The sequence below is a fragment of the Kosakonia sp. CCTCC M2018092 genome (genome assembly GCF_003864115.1).
Lineage (GTDB): Bacteria > Pseudomonadota > Gammaproteobacteria > Enterobacterales > Enterobacteriaceae > Kosakonia > Kosakonia cowanii.
This window is the reverse complement of sequence record NZ_CP034225.1, coordinates 962,145-983,087: the sequence shown is the minus strand read 5'-3', so window position 1 is coordinate 983,087 and position 20,943 is coordinate 962,145. Positions and strand designations below refer to the sequence as shown.

At 60.1% G+C, this 20,943-nt stretch carries 17 protein-coding genes and 1 pseudogene; 10 read left to right on the top strand and 8 right to left on the bottom strand.

Features of this window, described 5'->3' with window-relative positions:
• Window positions 1-2 precede the first annotated feature (2 nt).
• The 3 genes and pseudogenes from EH164_RS04580 to mltB all read right to left on the bottom strand — a co-directional run bounded on the left by EH164_RS04580 (window position 3) and on the right by mltB (window position 2,834).
• A pseudogene (locus EH164_RS04580) lies at window positions 3-865 on the bottom strand (metal ABC transporter permease).
• Entirely contained in the window at window positions 862-1,524 is a 663-nt protein-coding gene (locus tag EH164_RS04575; RefSeq protein ID WP_124967452.1) for a metal ABC transporter ATP-binding protein, read from the bottom strand. The pseudogene EH164_RS04580 and the gene EH164_RS04575 overlap by 4 nt, the downstream one beginning before the upstream one ends.
• 227 nt (window positions 1,525-1,751) lie before the next feature.
• Complete coding sequence (gene mltB / locus EH164_RS04570) at window positions 1,752-2,834, bottom strand: lytic murein transglycosylase B (protein WP_042714684.1); 1,083 nt, start codon at window positions 2,832-2,834, stop codon at window positions 1,752-1,754.
• A gap of 270 nt (window positions 2,835-3,104) precedes the next feature.
• On the opposite strand from mltB, the gene EH164_RS04565 reads away from it, so the two are divergent.
• From EH164_RS04565 to gutQ, 7 genes are all read left to right on the top strand, one after another.
• Window positions 3,105-3,665, top strand: a complete 561-nt coding sequence (locus EH164_RS04565; protein WP_042714687.1) for a PTS glucitol/sorbitol transporter subunit IIC — start codon at window positions 3,105-3,107, stop codon at window positions 3,663-3,665.
• Window positions 3,662-4,621, top strand: a complete 960-nt coding sequence (locus tag EH164_RS04560) for a PTS glucitol/sorbitol transporter subunit IIB (RefSeq protein WP_124967451.1) — start codon at window positions 3,662-3,664, stop codon at window positions 4,619-4,621. Before EH164_RS04565 ends, EH164_RS04560 begins: the two co-directional genes overlap by 4 nt.
• 10 nt (window positions 4,622-4,631) lie before the next feature.
• The gene (srlB, locus tag EH164_RS04555; protein WP_042714690.1) at window positions 4,632-4,994 is read left to right on the top strand and encodes a PTS glucitol/sorbitol transporter subunit IIA; all 363 of its coding nucleotides are present in this window, start codon (window positions 4,632-4,634) and stop codon (window positions 4,992-4,994) included.
• A gap of 17 nt (window positions 4,995-5,011) precedes the next feature.
• Complete coding sequence (srlD, locus tag EH164_RS04550) at window positions 5,012-5,791, top strand: sorbitol-6-phosphate dehydrogenase (protein WP_124967450.1); 780 nt, start codon at window positions 5,012-5,014, stop codon at window positions 5,789-5,791.
• A gap of 911 nt (window positions 5,792-6,702) precedes the next feature.
• Window positions 6,703-7,062: a transcriptional regulator GutM gene (gene gutM / locus EH164_RS04545; protein WP_023480516.1), complete on the top strand. Its 360-nt coding sequence runs from the start codon at window positions 6,703-6,705 to the stop codon at window positions 7,060-7,062.
• Window positions 7,063-7,129: 67 nt separating this feature from the next.
• A complete protein-coding gene (locus tag EH164_RS04540; protein ID WP_042714694.1) occupies window positions 7,130-7,903 on the top strand; it encodes a DNA-binding transcriptional repressor in 774 nt (257 codons plus the stop codon).
• Complete coding sequence (gutQ, locus tag EH164_RS04535; protein ID WP_124967449.1) at window positions 7,896-8,861, top strand: arabinose-5-phosphate isomerase GutQ; 966 nt, start codon at window positions 7,896-7,898, stop codon at window positions 8,859-8,861. The genes EH164_RS04540 and gutQ overlap by 8 nt, the downstream gene beginning before the upstream one ends.
• On the opposite strand, the gene norR is transcribed toward gutQ, so the two are convergent.
• Window positions 8,858-10,372 carry a nitric oxide reductase transcriptional regulator NorR gene (gene norR, locus EH164_RS04530; RefSeq protein ID WP_124967448.1) on the bottom strand — a complete coding sequence of 505 codons (1,515 nt, stop codon included), beginning with the start codon at window positions 10,370-10,372 and terminating at the stop codon, window positions 8,858-8,860. The two genes, gutQ and norR, sit on opposite strands and share 4 nt — an antisense overlap.
• 181 nt (window positions 10,373-10,553) lie before the next feature.
• Here norR and norV point away from each other — a divergent pair, with 181 nt between their 5' ends.
• Both norV and norW read left to right on the top strand, forming a co-directional pair.
• Window positions 10,554-11,999, top strand: a complete 1,446-nt coding sequence (gene norV, locus EH164_RS04525; protein ID WP_124967447.1) for an anaerobic nitric oxide reductase flavorubredoxin — start codon at window positions 10,554-10,556, stop codon at window positions 11,997-11,999.
• Complete coding sequence (gene norW, locus EH164_RS04520) at window positions 11,996-13,129, top strand: NADH:flavorubredoxin reductase NorW (protein WP_124967446.1); 1,134 nt, start codon at window positions 11,996-11,998, stop codon at window positions 13,127-13,129. The genes norV and norW overlap by 4 nt, the downstream gene beginning before the upstream one ends.
• Here norW and hypF read toward each other — a convergent pair.
• The 4 genes from hypF to EH164_RS04500 all read right to left on the bottom strand — a co-directional run bounded on the left by hypF (window position 13,074) and on the right by EH164_RS04500 (window position 19,230).
• Window positions 13,074-15,347 (bottom strand): carbamoyltransferase HypF, encoded by a 2,274-nt coding sequence (gene hypF, locus EH164_RS04515; RefSeq protein WP_124967445.1) that lies wholly within the window; start codon window positions 15,345-15,347, stop codon window positions 13,074-13,076. The genes norW and hypF overlap by 56 nt on opposite strands.
• Before the next feature lie 4 nt (window positions 15,348-15,351).
• On the bottom strand, window positions 15,352-17,502 hold the full coding sequence (gene fdhF, locus EH164_RS04510; protein ID WP_124967444.1) for a formate dehydrogenase subunit alpha: 2,151 nt from the start codon (window positions 17,500-17,502) through the stop codon (window positions 15,352-15,354).
• Between the two features lie 35 nt (window positions 17,503-17,537).
• Window positions 17,538-18,083 carry an electron transport protein HydN gene (gene hydN, locus EH164_RS04505; RefSeq protein ID WP_124971258.1) on the bottom strand — a complete coding sequence of 182 codons (546 nt, stop codon included), beginning with the start codon at window positions 18,081-18,083 and terminating at the stop codon, window positions 17,538-17,540.
• Window positions 18,084-18,216: 133 nt separating this feature from the next.
• On the bottom strand, window positions 18,217-19,230 hold the full coding sequence (locus tag EH164_RS04500) for a LacI family DNA-binding transcriptional regulator (RefSeq protein ID WP_124967443.1): 1,014 nt from the start codon (window positions 19,228-19,230) through the stop codon (window positions 18,217-18,219).
• A 263-nt stretch (window positions 19,231-19,493) separates the two neighbouring features.
• On the opposite strand from EH164_RS04500, the gene ascF reads away from it, so the two are divergent.
• Window positions 19,494-20,936, top strand: a complete 1,443-nt coding sequence (gene ascF / locus EH164_RS04495) for a PTS cellobiose/arbutin/salicin transporter subunit IIBC (protein WP_042714703.1) — start codon at window positions 19,494-19,496, stop codon at window positions 20,934-20,936.
• The last annotated feature ends 7 nt before the right edge of the window (window positions 20,937-20,943 follow it).

Sequence of the window (20,943 nt, the reverse complement as noted above, 5' to 3'; positions counted from 1 at the left end):
CTTTATGTAAAAAGCGCGCGCAGGCTGTTTGCCAGCCCGCTGCGCGTGCCGAATAAGATGGATAAAAAGAAGATAAGGCTGGCAGTCAGCACGATCGCCGGGCCGGCAGGCAAACCCGCCAGCCACGACAGGCTTAAGCCGAGCCAGGCGCAGAGTGCGCCAACGCCGCAGCCAGCAGTAACAGGCGCGGTAAGGTTCGTGCCCAGCAGCGCGCCGCGACGGCGGGCAGCATCATCACCCCCACCGCCATCAGCGTGCCGAGCACCTGAAAACCGGCCACCAGGTTAAGCACCAGCAGCGCCAGAAACAGCCCGTGCAGCACGCCCGGCAAGCGCGGTGCGTTGACCTGTAAAAAGGCGCTGTCGAACGCCTCACTCACTAATCCGCGATAACAGACGGCAAGGGTAATCAGCGTCAGGCTGGAAACCCCTGCGACAAACAGCGCCGCGTCGCGATCCACCGCAAGGATTGAGCCGAACAGCAGGTGCAGCAGATCGACATTCGATCCGCGCAGCGACACCAGCGTCACACCGAGCGCCAGCGAGCCAAGGTAGAAACCGGCAAAGCTGGCATCCTCTTTCAGCGGCGTCCGGCGGCTCACCCACCCCGCAACCAGCGCCACGGCAATTCCGGCAATAAACCCGCCGATACTCATCGCCAGCAGCGACATACCGCTCAGCAGGTAGCCGACCGCGACGCCAGGCAGGATGGCGTGAGATAACGCATCGCCCATCAGACTCATGCGCCGCAGCAGCAGAAAGATCCCCAGCGCCGTGGTGCTGACAGAGAGCGCGAGGCAGACCACCAGCGCACGGCGCATAAACCCGTATTCGATAAAGGGCTGGAAAAAGAGATGCCAGATCATGCGCAGTTCTCCTTAAGGCTCAGCGTCGCCCCCCACTGCGCGCGCTTCTCATCCAGCCGCAGCGTCTGCGGAAAGTAACGCGTAACCCGCGCGCTGTCGTGCAGCACCGCCAGCAGCGTCTGCCCGGCGCGGTGCATATCCACCATCTGCTCCATCAGCAGTTGCGACGTCGCTTCATCGATGCCGGTAAAGGGTTCGTCGAGCATCACCAGCGGCGCGTTCTGCACCCAGATGCGGGCAAACAGCATGCGCTGAAACTGCCCGCCAGAGAGGGTGTCGATGGTCTCGCCAGCCATCTCCGCAAGCCCGACACGCTCCAGCCCCTGCGCCACGCGTTTGCGCGCATCGCGGTTCAGGCCAGCAAACAGCGAGATGCGCGGCCAGCAGCCCATGCTCACCACCTCCTGCACCGTCAAGGGAAATTGCGCCTCCAGCGCGTGGCGCTGCGCCAGCCAGCCGATGGTTGGCCGCGCGCCTTGCCAGCGCAGTACGCCGCTGACCGGGGGTAAAAATCCCGCCAGCGTTTTCAGTAGTGTCGATTTGCCGCAGCCGTTGGCACCAACAATCGCCGTCATGCTGCCGCGCGCCAGCGTGCCGCACAGCGCCGGGGTGATCGCCAGGCGGTCATAGCCCGCCACCAGATGGTCCAGTTCAATCATGGCAGCGCAACCGCCCACTCAGTCAGTAACCAAAGCAGCAGCAACAGCCCTGCCGCCAGCAGCAGGCGGCTCGCAGCGGAAAGGGAGAAAAGGGTTACGGGAATCATTCACACACCTCATATGTTATAACGTAACAATAAGCTGTAGTGATAATGATGTAAATCGCGGAGCGTAACGGGAGTGCGTCGAAATGTTTCAATCCCCTCCCGCAGGAGGGGAAAGCAATATTACTGGATACGCGCCAGCGCCACTGCCTGGCCGAGCTGCCAGACCGCCATCGCGTAGTGGGTGCTGTGGTTGTAGCGGGTGATGGTGTAGAAGTTCGGCAAACCGTACCAGTACTCATACCCGGTGCCGACATCGAGGCGCAGCAGGCTCGCCTGCTGATGATCGCCCAGCGGCTGCTGCGGTGTCAGACCCGCCGCCGCCAGCTGTCCGAGGCTGTAGTTGGTTTTGAAGCCATTCTCCAGCCCCGGTGCCTGGCCGTTAGCCGGCACCGCAACCTGATCGCCCTTCACCCAGCCATGCTGTTTGAAGTAGTTAGCCACACTGCCAATCGCATCCACCGGATCCCACAGGTTGATATGGCCGTCGCCGTTGAAGTCCACCGCATACTGCTTATAGGAGGACGGCATAAACTGACCGTAACCCATCGCACCGGCGAAAGAGCCTTTCAGCTCCAGCGGATCGTCGCTCTCATCGCGCGCCATCAGCAGGAAGGTCTCCAGCTCACTGGCGAAATAGTCTGCGCGCCGCGGGTAGTCGAAGGCCAGCGTCGCCAGCCCGTCGAGAATGCGGGTTTTGCCCATCACGCGGCCCCAGCGCGTTTCCACGCCAATAATGCCGACGATAATTTCCGGCGGCACACCATAGACACGCCAGGCGCGGTCGAGGGCATCCTGATACTGGTTCCAGAAGGCGACACCGTTTTGCACGTTATCTGGCGTGATGAACTGCTTGCGGTAGCGCAGCCACGCCCCGTTCGGCCCGGTTGGGCCCGCGGTCGTCGGTGCCTGTTTGTCCATCAGGCGCAACACGTAATCAAGACGTTTCGCCTGCGAGAGGATCTCATGCAGTTGCTGACGATCGAATCCATGCTTGCTCACCATCGCATCAATAAAGCGCTCTGCCGCCGGGTTATTGGCAAAGTCGCCGCCGCTCATCACCACCTCATGCTGCGGTTTAAGCAGAAAGCCGCCGGATGGCGCGGGCGACACGGTCTGGGGAGCTTCAGCGAGCGGGGGTTTACTGCTACAGGCACAGAGCACAACAAACGCGGGCAATAACGCCGCGTAACAACGCTTCAACATGGGATATCCACTTAAACGAATTCAGCCAGGGGGCAAGTATGGTAAAGCATTTCCCCGCCGACAAGGAAGCGCGGCATCACCTGCGTAGAGGATCGCATTTCCTCTGTATCCCCTCCCCTTTTCATTCATTTAAAACCGAAGCACCTCGCAAAAACTTTCAAAATGATCATTTTTTCTTTCATAGTGAGATCTAAATAACACATTAAGACCTTTCATCATGATTATGATAGCGCCCGGTGACATAACAAAAACCCCCTACAGGAGAGAACAATGGAAACCATCACGCATGGTGCCGAATGGTTCATCGGGCTGTTTCAGAAAGGCGGTGAGGTCTTTACCGGCATGGTGACCGGTATTTTGCCGCTGCTGATAAGCCTGCTGGTAATCATGAACGCGCTGATTAATTTTATTGGCCAACACCGCATTGAAAAACTTGCCCAGCGCTGCGCGGGCAATCCGCTCGCCCGCTACTTACTGCTGCCCTGCATCGGCACATTTGTGTTCTGTAACCCGATGACGTTAAGCCTCGGGCGCTTTATGCCGGAGCGATACAAACCGAGCTACTACGCCGCCGCTTCCTACAGCTGCCACTCAATGAACGGCCTCTTCCCGCATATCAACCCCGGCGAGCTGTTTGTCTACCTCGGTATCGCCAGCGGCCTCACCACGCTCGGTTTACCTCTCGGTCCGCTGGCGGTGAGCTACCTGCTGGTAGGCCTGGTGACCAACTTCTTCCGTGGCTGGGTCACCGATCTCACTACCCGCATTTTTGAGCGAAAAATGGGCATTCAGCTTGCACAAGAGGTTCACCTCGCCGGAGCGAAATCATGAGTCGAATCATTATTGAAAAAGGTGCCGGCGGCTGGGGCGGCCCGCTGGAGATCGATGCCAGCAGCGAGAAGAAGATCGTCTATATCACCGCGGGCACGCGCCCGGCAATCGTCGACAAACTGGCACAGCTGACCGGCTGGCAGGCGGTGGACGGCTTTAAAGAGGGCGAACCGCCTGAGGAGGAGATCGGTGTAGCGGTGATTGACTGCGGCGGCACCCTGCGCTGCGGCATCTACCCCAAACGCCGCATTCCGACCGTCAATATTCATGCGACGGGCAAGTCGGGGCCGCTGGCGCAATATATCCTCGAGGATATCTATGTCTCTGGCGTGAAAGAGGAGAACATCCGGCTGCAAGGTGACGCTCCGGCTGCCAGAGCGCCCCAGCCGCGGGATTACGACACCACGAAAAAGATCACCGAACAGAGCGACGGCCTGCTGGCGAAAGTCGGCATGGGTATGGGTTCGGCGGTGGCGGTGCTGTTCCAGGCCGGTCGCGACACCATTGATACGGTGCTGAAAACCATCCTGCCGTTTATGGCCTTCGTCTCGGCGCTGATCGGCATCATCATGGCTTCCGGGCTGGGCGACTGGATCGCTCACGGCCTTGCGCCGCTGGCCAGCCATCCGCTCGGGCTGGTGACGCTGGCGCTGATTTGCTCCTTCCCGCTGCTCTCGCCCTTTCTTGGTCCGGGCGCGGTTATCGCTCAGGTTATCGGCGTGCTGATTGGCGTGCAGATAGGCCAGGGGCACATCCCTCCGCACCTTGCGCTGCCGGCACTGTTCGCCATTAACGCCCAGGCCGCCTGCGACTTTATTCCCGTTGGCCTGTCGCTGGCAGAAGCCCGCCAGGAGACGGTACGCGTCGGCGTCCCTTCCGTGCTGGTGAGCCGCTTTTTAACCGGTGCGCCAACGGTGCTGATCGCCTGGTTTGTCTCCGGTTTTATCTATCAATAAGGGGTGATGCATGACCGTTATCTATCAAACCACCATAACCGCAATTGGCGAAAGCGCACCGGAGGCGCTCAGCGACAACATGCTGATCACCTTCCGCGAGGGCGCACCTGCCGATGTCGCCGAGTTCTGTTTTATCCATAACCACGGCCCGCTCTGCGGCGCACTGCTGCCGGGCGCACAGTTTACGCTCGGTGAAAAGCACTACCCCGTCACCGCCGTCGGCGAGGTCGCCGAGCAGAATTTGCGTGAGCTGGGTCATATCACCCTGCGTTTCGATGGACAGACGCAGGCGGAGTTTCCGGGCACGGTGCACGTCGCCGGTCCGGTACCGGACGCTGTCGCGCCGGGCTGCATTTTAAAATTTGTCGCTTAAGGTCTAAGGAGAAGAGTATGAAACAGGTTGCCGTTGTCATTGGTGGAGGACAGACCCTTGGGGCGTTCCTCAGCCGTGGGCTTGCCGCAGAAGGCTACCGCGTGGCGGTTGTCGATATTCAGAGTGATAAAGCGGCGACGGTCGCACATGAAATTAACAGCGAGTATGGCGAAGGGATGGCCTATGGCTTTGGTGCCGACGCCACCAGCGAGCAGAGCGTGCTGGCGCTGGCGCGCGGCGTTGATGAGATTTTTGGCCGCGCCGATCTGCTGGTCTATAGCGCCGGGATCGCCAAAGCGGCGTTTATCAGCGACTTTGCGCTGGGGGATTTTGACCGCTCATTGCAAGTCAACCTGGTGGGCTATTTCCTTTGTGCCCGCGAGTTTGCCAAATTGATGATCCGCGATGGCATTCAGGGGCGCATTATCCAGATCAACTCCAAGTCGGGCAAAGTGGGCAGCAAGCACAACTCCGGCTACAGCGCGGCGAAGTTCGGCGGCGTAGGGCTGACGCAATCCCTGGCGCTGGATCTGGCGGAGTATGGCATTACCGTGCACTCATTGATGCTCGGCAACCTGCTGAAATCACCGATGTTCCAGTCGCTGATCCCGCAATACGCCAGCAAGCTTGGCATTCCGGCAGAGGAAGTGGAGCAACATTACGTTGATAAAGTGCCGCTGAAGCGCGGCTGCGATTATCAGGATGTGCTGAACGTGCTGATGTTCTACGCCAGCCCGAAAGCCTCCTACTGTACCGGCCAGTCAATCAACGTTACCGGCGGTCAGGTGATGTTCTGATTCCGCCCAACGCCTGATGGCGCTGTGGTTTCGTAGGCCGGATAAGGCGTCAGCCGCCATCCGGCAAACCGCCGCACCAATGCCTGATGGCGCTGCGCTTATCAGGCCTACGGGTTCAGCGAGTTATGCAGGCCTGAGTTTTGTAGGCCGGATAAGGCGCCAGCCGCCATCCGGCAAATCGCCGCACAAATGCCTGATGGCGATGCGCTTATCAGGCCTACAAGTTCAGCGGTTTATGCAGGCCTGGTTTTTGTAGGCCGGATAAGGCGTCAGCCGCCATCCGGCAAACCGCCGCACCAATGCCTGATGGCGCTGCGCTTATCAGGCCTACGGGTTCAGCGAGTTATGCAGGCCTGAGTTTTGTAGGCCGGATAAGGCGCCAGCCGCCATCCGGCAAACCGCCGCACCAATGCCTGATGGCGCTGCGCTTATCAGGCCTACGGGTTCAGCGATTTATGCAGGCCTGGTTTTTGTAGGCCGGATAAGGCGTCAGCCGCCATCCGGCAAACCGCCGCACCAATGCCTGATGGCGCTGCGCTTATCAGGCCTACGGGTTCAGCGGTTTATGCAGGACTGTTTTTTGTAGGCCGGATAAGGCGTTAGCCGCCATCCGGCAAATCGCCGCACCAATGCCTGATGGCGCTGCGCTTATCAGGCCTACAGGTTCAGCGATTTATGCAGGCCTGGGTTTCGTAGGCCGGATAAGGCGCCAGCCGCCATCCGGCAAACCGCCGCACAAATGCCTGATGGCGCTGCGCTTATCAGGCCTACGGGTTCAGCGGTTTATGTGGGCCTGAGCTTTCGTAGGCCGGATAAGGCGTCAGCCGCCATCCGGCAAACCGCCGCACCAATGCCTGATGGCGCTGCGCTTATCAGGCCTAAGGGTTCAGCGATTTATAAAGGAGACACCGATGGTTTCATCCCTTATCACTCTCGCCGTTATCGCCTGGCTCAGCCAGCTGGCGCTTGGCGGCTGGCAAATCCGCCAGTTTAACAAAGCCTTTGACGCGCTCTGCCAGCGCGGGCGCGTTGGCGTTGGGCGCTCGGGCGGGCGCTTCAAACCGCGCGTGGTGCTGGCGGTGGCCTTCGATCAACACGATCGCGTCAGCGACACGCTGCTGATGCGCGGGCTCACGGTTTTTGCCCGCCCGAGCAAAATCGAGCGCTTAATCGGCGTAAAAAGAGAGGAATTAGAGCCCGATGTGATCTTTCCCCATGATCCTGGCTGTCAGAATGCTCTATCATTGGCGCTTAAAATGAAACATGGATAATTTCGTTGTGAACGCTAATAGCTTGCGAAATTATCATTTCGCAACGTAACGCAGGATATCTTCGCCTATGAAACCACGTCAGCGTCAGGCGGCAATTCTTGAGCATCTTCAGAAGCAGGGAAAGTGTTCTGTTGAAGAGCTGGCACACCACTTTGATACCACCGGGACGACCATCCGCAAAGATCTGGTCGCGCTGGAGCAGTCCGGGGCGGTGATCCGCACCTACGGCGGGGTGGTGCTTAATAAAGACGAGGCCGATCCGCCCATCGATCACAAAACGTTGATCAACACCGTGCAAAAGGGTCTGATTGCCGAAGCAGCCGTTGGCTACATCCACGACGGCGACTCGATTATCCTCGACGCGGGCAGCACGGTGCTGCAAATGGTGCCGCTGCTCAGCCACTTCAATAACATCACCGTGATGACCAACAGCCTGCATATCGTCAACGCCCTTTCAGAGCTGGATAACGAACAGACCATCCTGATGCCCGGCGGCACCTTCCGCAAAAAATCCGCCTCCTTCCACGGCCAGCTGGCGGAGAACGCCTTTGAACAGTTCAGCTTCGACAAGCTGTTTATGGGCACCGACGGCATCGATCTCAACGCCGGGGTGACCACCTTTAATGAGGTTTTCACCGTCAGCAAAGCGATGTGCAACGCCGCCCGCGAGGTGATCCTGATGGCGGACTCCTCCAAGTTTGGCCGTAAAAGCCCCAATATTGTCTGTAGCCTTGAGAGTGTCGATAAGCTGATTACCGACGCCGGGATCCCGCCGGACGTTCGCGCCGCGCTGGAAGAGAAAGGAATCGATGTGATTATTGCCGGAGAAGAAAATGCGTGACTCTTTTATTAACGCCGCCCGCCAGGCGCTGCTGCTGGAGCTTCAGGAAGCAAGCCGCCTGCCGGAGCGCCTCGGCGACGATTTCGTCCGCGCCGCTGAAACGGTGCTGAACTGCAAAGGCAAAGTGATTGTCTCCGGGATCGGTAAGTCCGGGCATATCGGCAAGAAGATTGCTGCCACCTTCGCCAGCACCGGCACACCGGCTTTTTTTGTTCACCCGGCAGAGGCGCTACACGGCGATCTCGGCATGATCGAGAGCCGCGACGTGATGCTGTTTATCTCCTACTCCGGCTCGGCAAAAGAGCTGGATCTGATCCTGCCGCGTCTCGACGAGAAAGCCGTCACGCTGCTGGCGATGACCGGGAAACCACGTTCGCCGCTGGCGCTTGCCGCCCACGCGGTGCTGGATATCGCCGTTGAGCGCGAAGCCTGCCCGATGCACCTCGCCCCCACCTCCAGCACCGTCAACACGCTGATGATGGGCGATGCGCTGGCGATTGCGGTGATGCAGGCGCGCGGCTTTGACGAAGAGGATTTTGCCCGCTCGCATCCGGCGGGTGCGCTGGGCGCACGTCTGCTGAACAAAGTGCATCATCTGATGCGCAAAGCGGACCAGGTGCCGCAGGTAACGCTGACCAGCAGCGTGATGGACGCGATGCTGGAGCTGAGCCGCACCGGCCTGGGCCTGGTGGCGGTCTGCGACGGCGAGCGCCACGTGCACGGGGTGTTTACCGATGGCGACCTGCGCCGCTGGCTGGTGGCGGGCGGTGCCTTAACCGCAGCGGTCAGCGAGGCGATGACGCCGGGCGGCATTACCCTTGAAGCCAGCAGCCGCGCGGTGGATGCCAAGGAGCGCCTGATGCAGCGCAAAATCGCCGCCGCACCGGTGGTGGATGATGCAGGTGAACTGGTCGGTGCCATCAACCTGCAGGACTTTTACCAGGCCGGTATTCTCTAGGCCTTCAGCCCAAGACGCTTCGCCAGCCGGTGCAGGTTGGCGACGTCCATCTCCAGCGCTCTGGCGCAGGCGGCCCACTTGCCGCCACTCTCCTCAAGGGCGCGGGAGATAAGTGTGCGCTGGAACGCCTCCGTCGCTTCGCGCAGGTTTTGCCCGCTTAACGGCAAGCTTACCGGCTTTGCCGGGGGTGCAGGCTCATCGCTCAGGGCAAAGTGATGCGCTTCCAGCACGATATCCCCGGCATGCTGGGTGCCGCGCGCCAGCACCACCGCCCGGTGGATAGCATGCTCCAGCTCGCGCACGTTTCCCGGCCAGCCGTAACGTTGCAAATGCCCGCGCGCAGCGGGGCTTAGCGCCACGCGCCCGAGACCAAAACGCAGGCGGCACTGCTCGCAAAAATAGCCCGCCAGCAGCACTACATCCTCGCCCCGCTCGCGCAGCGGCGGCACCTGTAACGGAAAGACGCTCAGGCGATGATAGAGGTCGGCACGAAACCGTCCGGCCACCACCTCTTCACGCAGATCGCGGTTGGTAGCAGCCAGCACCCGCACATCAACACGCTGGCTGCGGTCATCGCCGACGCGCTGAATATCGCCATACTGCAACACGCGCAGCAACTTCGCCTGTAGCGACAGCGAAAGTTCGCCAATCTCATCAAGAAACAGCGTGCCGTTATCGGCCATTTCGAACTTGCCGCTGCGGTTGCTGATGGCTCCGGTAAAGGCCCCTTTCACATGACCGAAGAGTTCGCTCTCGGCAACGCTCTCCGGCAGCGCGGCACAGTTGAGATACACCAGCGGCTTGTCGGCGCGCGGCGAGGCTTCATGGATGGCTTTCGCCACCAGCTCTTTACCGGTGCCGGTTTCGCCGCCAATCAGCACGTTGAGATCCGAAGGTGCTACGATGGCGATCTCTTTTTTCAGCTGCACCATCCCTGGCGACAGGCCAATCATCTCGCTGCGCGCGACCTGCTCAAATGCCGCAGGCGCACCGGGCAGCATGTTCTGCCGCTCCAGCTCCTCAATCAGCAATGCGTTATTGAGCGCGCCTGCCGCCAGCGCGGCAACCAGCCGCAGCTCCTCGTCGCTGAAAGCGTCAAACTGATCCGGCGACATGCCATCAAGCGTCAGCGCGCCAATCAGGTTTTGCCCGGCAAACAGCGGCAGGCCGACGCAGGCGTGTACCTTGAGTTTCTCCTGGCCGGGGATCAGGCCATCGTAGGGATCGGGCAGATCGCTGTCGGCGGGAAAGCGCACCACATCGCCAGCGCGGGCAATCGCTTCCAGCCGCGGGTGGCCTTCAAGGGTAAAGCGCCGCCCGAGCACATCCTGCGCCAGGCCGTCGATCGCCAGCGGAATAAACTGCCGTGCCTCGTAGCGCAGCAGCGCCGAGGCGTCGCACGCCAGCACCTGGCGCAGGGTGGTAATCAGCCGCTGGAAACGATCCGCGTGGCCGATCCCGCTTTGCAGCTCAATGGCGATACCCGCCAGCACATTCAGTGAAAAACTCATTCTGACCCCACTGTCTTTTTGACAATGCATAGTGTCACATTGACTGTATTTATCATAGTCATAATGACATTATGATTTTGAATGGATTTTAAAAAATATAACAATATCAAAATGATAAAAAACTGGCACGCCTCTTGATATAGCCATGTATCACATTGAGAAACTGCACAGGACTACGATCATGGCGATTCATGTAAAAAACAACATTCACTGGGTTGGACAACGCGACTGGGAAGTTCGTGATTTTCACGGCACCGAATACAAAACCCTGAAGGGCAGCAGCTATAACAGCTACCTGATCCGCGAGGGCAAAAACGTGCTGATCGACACCGTCGATCACAAATTCAGCCGCGAGTTCGTGCAGAACCTGCGCGGGGAAATCGATCTGGCGATGATCGACTACATCGTCATTAACCACGCTGAAGAGGATCACGCGGGCGCGCTGACGGAGCTGATGTCGCATATCCCCGATACGCCAATCTACTGTACCCATAACGCTATCGACTCGATTAACGGCCACCATCACCACCCTGAATGGAATTTCCATGTGGTGAAAACCGGCGATACGCTGGATATCGGCAACGGCAAACAGCTGATCTTTGTCGAAACGCCAATGCTGCACTGGCCCGACAGCATGATGACCTACCTGACCGGCGATGCGGTGCTGTTCAGCAATGACGCCTTCGGCCAGCACTACTGCGACGAACATCTGTTCAATGATGAGGTGGATCAGGCCGAACTGTTTGAGCAGTGCCAGCGCTACTACGCCAATATCCTCACCCCCTTTAGCCGACTGGTAACGCCGAAAATTACCGAAATCCTCGGCTTTAATCTGCCGGTGGAGATGATTGCCACCTCCCACGGCGTGGTGTGGCGCGATAACCCGACGCAGATTGTTGAGTTGTACCTGAAATGGGCGGCGGATTATCAGGAAGATCGCATCACCATTTTCTACGACACCATGTCGAACAACACCCGCATGATGGCCGACGCCATCGCCCAGGGGATTAATGAAGTCGACCCGCGCGTGGCGGTGAAAATCTTTAACGTCGCGCGCAGCGATAAAAACGATGTGCTCACCAATGTTTTCCGCTCCAAAGGGGTGCTGGTCGGCACATCGACGATGAACAACGTGATGATGCCGAAGATCGCCGGGCTGGTGGAGGAGATCACCGGCCTGCGTTTTCGCAATAAGCGCGCCAGCGCCTTCGGCTCCCACGGCTGGAGCGGCGGTGCGGTTGATCGCCTCTCGACGCGTTTGCAGGATGCCGGGTTTGAGATGTCCCTCAGCCTGAAAGCGAAATGGCGGCCGGATGTCGACGCGCTGGAGATCTGCCGCCAGCACGGGCGCGATATCGCCCGCCAGTGGGCGCTCGCTCCGTTGCCGGAACCGCTCAGCCAGCCCGCCGCGCAAGAAGCTGCCTGTGGCTGTGCAGAATCAGCCACCGATCTCGGCCCGCGTATGCAGTGCAGCGTCTGCCAGTGGGTTTATGACCCGCAAACAGGCGAGCCGATGCAGGATGTCGCGCCGGGTACGCCGTGGTCTGAAGTGCCGGACTCCTTCCTCTGCCCGGAGTGCTCCCTTGGCAAAGAGGTGTTTGACGAACTGGCAGTGGAGGCAAAATGAGCGCCGGGATTGTGATTATCGGCTCGGGCTTCGCCGCCCGCACGCTGGTGAAAAATATCCGCAAGCTGGACAGCCAGGTGCCGCTGACGCTGATTGCCGCCGACGGCATGGAAGAGTACAGCAAGCCGGAGCTAAGCCATGTGATAAGCCAGGCGCAGCGCGCCGAAGATCTGATCCGCCAGACGGCGGGCGACTTCGCCGAGCAGTTTAACGTGCGCCTTTTCCCCTACACCTTTGTCACCGCCATCGATCCCCACGCGCAGGTGGTTAAAAGCGCCGACAGAAGCTGGCCGTACGATAAGTTAGTGCTGGCAACCGGGGCGAAAACCTTTGTGCCGCCGTTGCCGGGGCGCGAACTGATGCTGACCCTCAACAGTTTGCAGGAGTACCACGCCAGCGAAGAGCAACTGCACGCCGCGAAGCGGGTGCTGATTGTCGGTGCCGGGCTGATTGGCTGTGAGTTAGCAATGGATTTTCAGCGCGCGGGCAAAACCGTCACCCTGCTGGATAACGCCGCCAGCATCCTCCCGGCGCTGATGCCGCCGGAGGTGAGCGCTCGCCTGCAACACTGCCTGACGGCAAGCGGGGTGCGCCTGCTGCTCGCATCCAGACTGGCGCGGCTTGAGGCTCAGGAGAGCGGCGTGCGGGCGCGGCTGGATGATGAGCGCATTGTCGATGCCGATGTGGTGGTTGCCGCCACCGGCCTGCTGCCTCACACCGCGCTGGCGCAGGCCGCCGGGCTGGAGACCCGCCGCGGAATTGTCGTCGACGCCACCCTGCAAACCAGCCATCCGCATATCTTCGCGCTGGGCGACTGCGCCGAAATTAATGGTCAGGTGCTGCCCTTCCTGCAACCGATCCAGCTCAGCGCCATGACGCTGGCGAAAAACCTGACCGGCAGCCCGTCGCAACTGACGCTGCCGCCGATGCTGGTGAAGGTGAAAACGCCGCTGATGCCGCTGCATCTGGCAGGTGAAACCTCGCGCGCCGACCTGCGCTGGCACATCGCTACCGATGCCGCAGGCATGGTAGCGAAAGGGATCGACGACGCCGATAAGCTGCGCGCGTTTGTGGTCAGTGAAGATCGTATGAAAGAGGCCTTTGCGCTGCTGAAGGCGCTGGGGCAATAGCCCGCGCGGCCGCCACCAGCCCCTGCCCGAAGGCGATGCCGCCATCCCCGGCCGGAAGCTGGTGGGGAAAAAGCAGCGTAAAATCGGCCAGGTAGTGCTGTAAGCGGGCTTTCAGCAGGCGGTTATGCAGCACGCCGCCGCTGAACACCAGCGTTGTAATGCCGTATTTGCGGGCCTGCTCGCGCGCAAGCCGGGCAAAGCCGCACGCCAGCGCATCGTGAAACGCCCACACCCGTGCGGGCGGTGCCGCCTGCCAGCCCAGCCACGTCTGCCAGAAGGTCGCCAGATCGAGCCGGTTCCCGCAAAGCGGCATCTTCACCGGGTGCTCAACGTTTTCCGCTTTTGCCGCCAGCGCTTCCAGCTGGCAGGCGGCCTCCCCTTCATAGCTAAGCTGCTCGGGCGCGCAGCCGAGCGCGCAGGCCAGCGCATCAAAAAGCCGCCCGCAGGATGAGGCCAGCGGTGCGTTGATGCCGCGCGCAATTGCTCGCTCCAGCACTGGCCAGTTCTGCTGTTGGATAAGCGCCGTTTCCGGGTAATCCTGCCATCTTTCAACAAAGGCCAGCATCTGCGCCAGCAAGTTGCGCCACGGCTGACGCGCCGCGAGATCGCCCCCCGGCAGCGCCACCGACGGCAGGCCGCCGAGGTGCTCGCAGTCGCGGTAGTTGACCCGCAAACACTCCCCGCCCCACAGCGCACCGCCCTCACCCATACCGATACCATCCAGGGTGATGGCAATCACATCCCCGCCGTCGAGCGGCCAGCCATGCTCGCCAAGACAGGCGGCGGCGTGGGCGTGATGATGCAGCACGGTATGAACCGGCAACCCGGCGCGATCCGCCCATGCGCGAGTGCGATAGGCCGGGTGCGCGTCCACCACCACCTGCTGCGGCGTGAAATCGTAGATCTGCTGCATCAGGCGCAGGGCGTTTTGCCACTGCGCCTCGACGCCCTCATCGGTTAAATCGCCAAAATGTTGCCCCGGCACGGCGCTTTCGCCGCGCAGCAGGCAGAAGGTATTTTTCATCTGCGCGCCGAGGCAGAGCAGCGGCGGAATATCGTGAAAGCCCGGCGGCAGCGGCAGCGCATCGGGCACATAGCCCCTGGCGCGCCGCAGCATCTCACCGCTCGCCCGCACTACGGAGTCATCCATGCGCTGCACAATGTCGCGATTATGCAGCAGGAAACCGTCGACTATCGACGCCAGCTCGGCCTGCGCGGCAGCGTTGGTGAGCGCGGGCGGTTTGCCGCTGAGGTTGCCGGAGGTCATCACCAGCGGGCGCTGCAACGCCTGCGCCAGCAGATGCTGCACCGGGTTTGAAGGCAGCATCACACCAGTCTCATCAAGCCCTGGCGCAATGGCCTCGCACAGGCCGCTGACGCTTGCGCTCTCCACCAGCACAATCGGTGCCGCAGGCGTAGCCAGCAGGCGCTGCGCTTCAGGGGAGAGCCCGTCGCTTGACGCCAGCATCACCGCCAGCGGTTTGGTCGGACGCTGTTTTCGCGCGCGCAGATAGAGCACGGCGGCTTCGTTGCCCGCATCGCAGACCAGATGGAAGCCGCCGATGCCTTTCACCGCCACCACGCCGCCGCTTTTGATCAGCGCCACCGCCATCTGCAACGCCTCTTCGCCCGCTGCCCGGTAGCTCGCATCATGCCAGCTCAGCTGCGGCCCACATTCCGCGCAGGCCACCGGCTGGGCGTGAAAACGCCTGTCCAGCGGATTGCGATACTCCGCTTCGCACTCCGGGCAGAGGGGAAACGCCGCCATCACCGTTAACGGTCGGTCATAGGGCATAGCGTTGATAATGGTGAAGCGCGGCCCGCAGTGGGTGCAGTTGATAAAGGGGTAGCGGTAACGGCGCCCGGCGGGGTTGAACATCTCGGCCAGGCAATCAGGACAGGTTGCGGCATCGGGGACAATCTGCGTATCCATTGCCCCGCCCGCGCTGTCGCGGATGGTGAAGGCCTGCGGTAAAACAGGCCAGTGAAAGGGGTGCTGCTCAACGCGATCGATACGCGCCAGCGGCGGGCAGCGCTGGCGCAGCAGGGAGAGAAAAGCCTGCGCATCGCCAACGAGGCGTATCTCTACCCCCTGCGCGTCGTTACAGACATCGCCATTCAGCGCCAGTTGCTGCGCCAGCTGCCAGACAAAGGGGCGGAAGCCCACCCCCTGCACTTTTCCATAAACGCGTAAGCAAACCCCAGGGCTTTGGCTCATATCATCATTGCAGCGCCGCATCGCGCAGGCGCGTCTTCATCTGTTGATAGGTGCGCTGAGTGTACGCTTCGGCCCAAGGCTGATCGTTGATCGCACTCACCCGTACCGCGCAATATTTGGTCTCCGGCGTTTTCGATATCGGGTCGAGATTATCCTGCGTCAGCTCGTTACAGGCACCGATCCACCACTGGTAAGTCATATAGACGCTGCCCTGGTTGATGCGTTCGCTGACATCCGCGCGGGTGATCACCTTCCCGCGACGCGACTCTACCCACACCAGTTGATGGTCGCGGATCCCCAGCGCATCGGCATCCAGCGGGTTGATCTGCACAAAGCCCGGCTCATCGGCGAGGGTTTGCAGCGCCGCGCAGTTGCCGGTCATTGAACGGCAGGAGTAGTGCCCCACTTCGCGCACGGTACAGAGCACCAGCGGGAATTCGCTGTCCGGGCGCTCGGCGGGCGCGCGCCACGGTGCGGCGAAAAGGTGGCCCTTGCCATCCGGCGTATCAAACTTGTTGTCGTGGTAAAGGTAAGGCGTGCCGGGGTGATCGAGCGTCGGGCAGGGCCACTGAACATGGCCCATATCGCCCATCTTCTCGTAGGTGACGCCGTAAAAGAGCGGGCAGAGTTCGCGTAGCTCGTCCCAGATCTGCTGATTGTTGTCGTAGTGCATCGGGTAGCCCATCTCGGTGGCGATCAGGCTGATAATTTCCCAGTCACGTTTGACGTTATAGGTCGGCTCAATCGCTTTTTCGAAACGCTGGAAACCGCGGTCGGCACAGGTGAAGACGCCGCCATGTTCACCCCACGAGGTGGAGGGCAGCAGCACGTCCGCCTGCTCGGCGGTTTTGGTCATAAAGATGTCCTGCACCACGATAAAGTCGAGGGCCTCAAAGCCTTTACGCACCAGGCCCAGGTCCGCTTCGGTCTGGAGCGGATCCTCGCCCATGATGTAGTAGGCTTTCACTTTCCCCTCCAGCGCCAGGTGCGGCACTTCGGTAATGCGCACGCCCACCTGGTCATCCATCACCGCCGGATCGATTCCCCAGGCAGCGGCGAATTTCGCCCGCACCTGTGGGTCAACCACATCCTGATAACCGGGGAACTGGTTGGGGATGACGCCCATATCGCAGGCACCCTGCACATTGTTTTGCCCGCGCACCGGGCCGACGCCGACATGCTCGCGGCCGAGGTTGCCGGTGAGCAGCGCAAGGCTCGATAACCCTTTCACCACATCGACCGCCTGACCAAACTGCGTCACGCCCATGCCCCACATAATGGTGGCGGAGGGCGCGGCGGCAAAGGTGCGCATCGCCTGGCGTACCTGTTTTGCCGGCACGCCGGTAAGGTGTTCCACCGCTTCCGGCGCGTACTCTTTTACCGTTTCACGGTAGGCATCCAGCCCGGTGGTAAAGCTGGCGACATAATCTTTGTCATACAGCTCCTCCTCGAGCAGCACATAGCCAAAGGCGTTAACCAGCGCCATATTGCAGCCGTTTTTCAGTTGCAGATGCTGGTCGGCAATGCGCGCGGTCTCGATCCGACGCGGGTCACAGACGATAATTTTTGCGCCATTTTGCCGCGCTTTAATCACTCTTCGCGCCACGATCGGGTGTGAATCGGCGCAGTTGTAGCCAAAAATCAGCAGGCAGCGGGAGTTTTCAATATCACTGATGGAGTTACTCATCGCGCCGTTGCCGAGGGTCTCCTGCAACCCGGCAACAGAGGGGCCGTGGCAGACGCGGGCGCAGCAGTCGACATTGTTGGTGTTGAGCACGCCGCGGGCGAATTTTTGCATCACATAGTTGGTTTCGTTCCCCGTCCCGCGTGATGAACCGGTGGTCATAATGGCGCGGGGGCCGAACTGGGCTTTGATTTCGCTAAGGCGCTTAGCGGTGTAGCGGATCGCCTCATCCCAGCTGACCGGGGTGAGCTTGCCCCCTTTCTGATAGCGGATCATCGGTTGCGTCAGGCGCGGGGTGAGCAGTTTGGTGTCGTTAAGGAAATCCCAGCCGTAGTAGCCTTTCAGACAGAGTTCATTCTGGTTGGTATGGCCGTCGGCGGCTTCCGCGCGGATGATTTTTCCGTCATCAACAACCAGTTTCAGTTTGCAGCCCGCGCCGCAGTATGGGCAAACACTTGTGATCTTCTTCATCAGTAACAGACCTGTTAAAAGTGAAAGTAAAGGGGTTAGAAGGTAATGGAGAGGGAGCTGTCGAGCGCGGCGCGACGCCGTTTATCCGCGCTCATCTGCTCCAGCACATTACGATCGATACAGACCAGCGCCTTGGTCGGGCAGGCCTGGATGCAGGCCGGGCCGCTCTCGCTGTGGTGGCAGAGATCGCACTTGTTGGCTTCCGCCTTTTCCGCCCGCACAGTGAGGCCCGCGCCGCTGTGGCGAATAACCGGACGCACAACCACTTCCATCGCGCCATAGGGGCAGGCCACCACGCAGGTTTTGCAGCCGATGCAGCGCTCCTGCATCACATGCACAAAACCTTCATCGCGGCGGATGGCGCCGTTCGGGCAGACATTGGCACAGGGTGCGTCTTCGCACTGACGACACATGGTTGCCGTCGACACATTGACGCCTTTCACCACGTGAATACGCGGCAGGAAGGTTTCCGGGGTGAGCGCCGCGCAGTCGCGATCCGCCTGATGGGAGACCACGCAGGCCACCTCACAAGTGCGGCAGCCAATGCATTTTGCGGCGTCGGCCATAATAAATCGGTTCATCATTTTCTCCAGCTAAGAGCCTTGTCCCGCTGAAGTATTCATAAAGCGTGCCACTTTTTAAGTGGCTGAATTTAATGATGTTAGTAAAAGCGCAGCGCTGTCATCGACAGAAGTGTCGATGACAGCTGACACCTCAGGCGCAGGGGCCGCTGGTGATGGAGTCGCGCAGGATCAACTCGCCGGGAAAGGTGGATTGCAGGGTAAAGTCGCCGCCATCGAGCATAAATATCAGGCGATTGATGGTCTCTTTGATCATGCCGGTAACCGGGATTTTGACGCTGGAGAGCGCCGGCACGGTGAAGGGTGCCATGGCGATATCATCAAAGCCCACTACCGAAACCTGGCCGGGTATGGCAATGCCGCTGTCATGCAACTGCTTGATGGCACCTACCGCCATGTCGTCGTTGCTCGCCACCAGCGCGCTGAAAGAGACCTTGCGATCCAGCAGTTCACGCACGCCGCTTGCTCCGCTTTGCGGTGTCCATTTCCCTTCGACAATCAATTCATTACGCACCGCAATGCCCTGCTGTTGCAGCGCGTCTTTATAGCCGGATAAACGCTCAATACCGGTGGGTGAATCGAGCGAGCCGGTGATCAGCGCAATATCGCGATGGCCGCGCGCAATCAGCGCGGAGATCGCCTGCTGGCTGGCGGCGTGCTGATCGCAAAAGACGCAGTGGCTGAGGTTTTTTCGCAGGCGGCGGTTGAGCACCACAATTGGCTGAGGGTGGCTGTCGATAATCGCATCCAGCTCGTCGACGCTGAGAAAACGCGGGTAGATGATGACGGCGTCGCAGCGCAGATCGAGCAGGTACTGGATCGCCTGACGCTCCTCTTCGGCGCTGTGTTTGCCATCTGCCAGCAGCAGCTGACGCCCTCTGTCTTCGGTCATGCGCGCCGCATGGGAGAGCAGTTCGCTGAAATAGACGCCGTGGTAAAGGGTGTTGGTAACCACTAATCCCAGCGTCTGGGTAGTGCTGCTGGCAAGGCTGCGCGCCAGTAAGTTTGGCCGGTAGCCGCTCTCGCTAATCGCCTGAAAGACGCGGCTTTTTGTCTCTTCGCTGACATAGCCTTTACCCGTCAATACGCGTGAAACCGTGGCTTTCGACACCCCTGCCCGCTTCGCCACCTCCTGCATTGTCGCCATCTGTCCTGCTCCTGCAAATGTCCTGTGGCGAAGTGTACTTCAGCCACGAGGCGTATTGAAACAGTTAACCATCCGGCAAAAAGCGCGCGTTTGTGATTATCCGGTGATCTTCATCACGCTTTGAAAAAGTGCTTATTTTTAGGTCTTGTTTCCCTCACATAAACTCATCATGATTTTGTGGAACCGGTTACCTATTTCATGTTTCATCGCCGCCTGGGCGTGCGATAAGTCATTACCCTATTGATTAAACAGGATAAAAAACAATGGCTAAGAACTATGCGGCGCTTGCCCACTCGGTGGTAGATGCGCTGGGCGGTGTCGATAACATTGCCGCCGTAACGCACTGCATGACGCGCCTGCGCTTCGTGGTGAAAGATGAAACGCGCATCGACAGCGCCACTCTGAAAAGCATCAGCGGCGTGATGGGCGTGGTACGCAACGACAACCAGTGCCAGGTGATTATCGGTAACACGGTTTCGCAGGCGTTTCGTGAAGTGGTCAGCCTGCTGCCGCAGGATATGCAGCCCGTCGAGACGCAGACCAAACAAAAACTCACCTTGCGCCGCATCGGCGCGGGTATTCTCGATGCGCTGATCGGCACCATGTCGCCGCTGATCCCGGCGATTATCGGCGGCTCGATGGTCAAACTGCTGGCGATGGTGCTGGAGATGTCCGGCGCGCTGCCAAAAGGCTCCTCCACCCTGACCATCCTGACGGTGATTGGCGACGGGGCCTTCTTCTTCCTGCCGCTGATGGTGGCTGCCTCGGCGGCGGTAAAATTTAAAACCAATATGTCGCTGGCGATCGCCATTGCCGGTGTGCTGGTGCACCCGAGCTTTATTGAACTGATGGCGAAAGCGGCGCAGGGCGAGCACGTCGAGTTTGCGCTGATCCCGGTGACCGCGGTGAAATATACCTACACGGTGATCCCGGCGCTGGTGATGACCTGGTGCCTCTCCTACATTGAACGTTGGGTCGATCGCATCACCCCGGCGGTGACGAAAAACTTCCTCAAGCCGATGCTGATCGTGCTGATTGCCGCGCCGCTGGCGATTGTGCTGATTGGCCCGCTCGGCATTTGGATCGGTAGCGCCATCTCCGCGCTGGTTTACACCATTCACGGCTATCTCGGCTGGCTCTCCGTTGCCATTATGGGCGCGCTGTGGCCGCTGCTGGTAATGACCGGTATGCACCGCGTCTTTACGCCCACTATCATTCAGACCATTGCCGAAACGGGCAAAGAGGGAATGGTAATGCCGTCGGAAATCGGCGCGAACCTCTCCCTTGGCGGCTCGTCGCTGGCGGTGGCGTGGAAAACGAAAAACCCGGAGCTGCGCCAGACGGCGATGGCGGCGGCGGCCTCGGCGATCCTCGCCGGGATTTCCGAACCGGCGCTTTATGGCGTGGCGATTCGCCTGAAACGCCCGCTTATTGCCAGCCTCATCAGCGGCTTTATCTGCGGCGCGGTCGCCGGTATCGCCGGGCTTGCCAGCCACTCGATGGCGGCACCGGGGTTATTTACCAGCGTGCAGTTCTTCGATCCGGCAAACCCGATGACTATTGTCTGGGTGTTTGGCGTGATGGCGCTGGCGGTGGTGCTGTCGTTTGTGCTGACGCTGCTGCTCGGCTTTGAGGATATTCCGGTCGAAGCGGAGAAAAACGCACCGACGGCGCAGCCGGTAACGGTAAAAGAAGCACAAGCCTGATTAATAG